The sequence below is a fragment of the SAR324 cluster bacterium genome (assembly GCA_029245725.1).
Classification (GTDB): domain Bacteria; phylum SAR324; class SAR324; order SAR324; family NAC60-12; genus JCVI-SCAAA005.
Genome location: JAQWOT010000181.1, coordinates 1 through 2,497 on the forward strand (window position 1 = coordinate 1; position 2,497 = coordinate 2,497).

At 47.7% G+C, this 2,497-nt stretch carries 2 protein-coding genes; one reads left to right on the forward strand and one right to left on the reverse strand.

Annotation, left to right across the window (positions count from 1 at the left end; all coding sequences use genetic code 11):
* The coding region (gene aceE, locus P8O70_09130) for a pyruvate dehydrogenase (acetyl-transferring), homodimeric type (GenBank protein MDG2197036.1) at window positions 1-1,907 on the reverse strand (1,907 nt) is incomplete at its 3' end.
* Between the two features lie 374 nt (window positions 1,908-2,281).
* Here aceE and P8O70_09135 point away from each other — a divergent pair.
* Window positions 2,282-2,497 (forward strand): response regulator (locus tag P8O70_09135; protein ID MDG2197037.1); only part of this gene is annotated, 216 nt, incomplete at its 3' end.

Consider the following 2,497-nt stretch of genomic DNA (forward strand, 5'->3'; position numbering starts at 1 on the left):
CCCTCCCCGTTCAGGGTCGTTCTACCAGAGGTTGCTCCAATCAGGAAACCACGAGCCTGCATGTCGCCTGCTGCCCAGGCAAGATCTCCAATTCGTTGGAATCCAAACATCGAGTAGAAGATGTACACCGGAATCATTTGCAAGCCCGAGGAACTATAGGAAGTTGCTGCTGCAATCCAAGATGACATCGCTCCCGCTTCGTTGATCCCTTCCTGCAGCAATTGGCCTTTCTGATCTTCGCGGTAGTACATCAACTGATCACGGTCAACCGGCTCATACTTCTGTCCTTCGTGAGCATAGATCCCAATTTGGCGGAACATCCCCTCCATCCCGAAGGTACGGGCCTCATCTGGAACAATCGGCACCAAGCGTGGGCCAAGTTTCTTGTCACGAGTCAGCGTGGTCATTGCCTGGACCAATGCCTGGGTCGTTGACATCTCTCGATCACCAGAGTCCTTCAGCAAACGCTCAAAGGTGCTCAGTTCTGGAGCCTTGAGTTCATCTCCGCGCTGCAAGCGCATTGGCAGAAACCCACCGAGTTTTCCACGACGCTCTTTTAAATACTGCATCTCCTCGGTTTTCTCATCTGGGCGGACCAACTCAAGCTTGGCAACCTGCTCATCAGAAATTGGCAGACTGAAACGATCACGAAACTTATAGAGGTCATCACTGGACATTTTCTTTTGCTGATGGCTTGGATTAGCAGCCTCACCTGAAGCGCCCATCCCAAAGCCTTTGACGGTCTTCATCAAAATTACAGTTGGCTGTTCCTGATGATTCACAGCAGAATGGTACGCTGCATAAACCTTGAAAAGATCATGACCGCCCCGCTTCAATTTCCAGATCTCGTCATCAGTCATATTCGAGACCATCTCCAGTAATTCTGGATATTTGCCAAAGAAATTATCACGGGTGTAGGCTCCACCTTTGTTCTTGAAGTTCTGGTACTCACCATCAACACATTCTTCCATCCGCTTGCGCAATAAACCTTTCGGATCTTGGACCAGTAGGGAGTCCCAATTACCACCCCAGAGCACTTTGATTACGTTCCACCCCTCACCTCGGAAGGCACCCTCCAGTTCCTGTATGATCTTGCCATTTCCTCGAACAGGACCATCTAATCTCTGCAGATTACAGTTAACCACAAAAATTAAGTTATCCAACTTCTCTCGGGTTGCTAGGCCGATGGCTCCTAGGGTTTCTGGCTCATCTGTTTCCCCATCACCAAGAAATGCCCAGATTTTCCGGTTACTGGTGTCTGCCAAACCTCGATTGTGAAGATACTTGAGGAAGCGCGCCTGGTAGATCGCCATAATCGGACCCAATCCCATGGAAACAGTTGGAAACTGCCAAAATTCTGGCATTAACCAAGGATGTGGGTAGGAGGAAACTCCATTACCTCCGGCTTCTTGTCGAAAATTTAGTAGTTGGTCTTCGCTGAGTCGACCTTCTAGAAAAGCCCTCGAATATATTCCTGGTGCGGAGTGCCCCTGGAAATACACGAGATCACCGCCATGGTCGTCGTGGCGCGCGTGCCAGAAATGGTTAAAGCCTACTTCATAGAGCAAGGCAGAAGAGGCATAACTGGCAATGTGTCCTCCAAGTTCTGAGCTTTCTTTGTTCGCCTTGAGGACCATCGCCATTGCATTCCAGCGTACAAATGCCTGCAGGCGCTCCTCCACGTCTGGATTGCTTTCTGGTCTGGCTTCCAGTTCGGTAGGGATCGTGTTTTGGTACGGTGTATACGCAGAGTAAGGAGTATCGACGCCAGCAATTTGCGCCTGATCAATCAGCCGACGCATTAAATACTGAGCCCGCTCCCTGCCTTCGTGGACAATTACGGCTTCCAATGCCTCTTGCCACTCTTGCGTTTCTTGGGGATCAATGTCATGGACCGGTGTGTTCATTGCGTTTCCTTCATGTTCTCAAAGCGATAGTTGATGCTGAAGAAACTCTCAGCCAGAGGCATAGCAAAGACGACTAAGTTATCTGTCAATGTCACTATAATCAAGAGTTGGTAACCCATCCCTTCGCCCAAAATTAGGCTGATTGGAAACTCTGCCAAAATATAGTGAGCAATCTGAACCTATTGGATTCATCAAAATCATTTCTCTTCAAACATTTTTGTTGTAAGTTTACAAATCGAAGTGCAAGAGAAAGCATAGTCCATTTTCCAGGCAATTATATGGCCTCAACGCAATTATTCTCTATCCTGACCATTGCAATCCTACACAAATTATGGGAACGTAGATAGCATTATCAAAAAATCAATCAAGAATTCATGGACTTAGAAAAAATATTAGCTCTCACAAAGAATTTAAGTGTCCTGATCGTAGAAGATGAACTTGCGTTGCGAGAGTCTTTCCAGTTTCTACTGCAGAACCTATTTGCCGAGGTCGACACCGCAGAAGATGGCCAGGAAGCTCTCAACAAAATGGATGAGCGAGATTACGATATCGTTTTGACGGACCTGAGCATGCCTCGCATGAGTGGATTA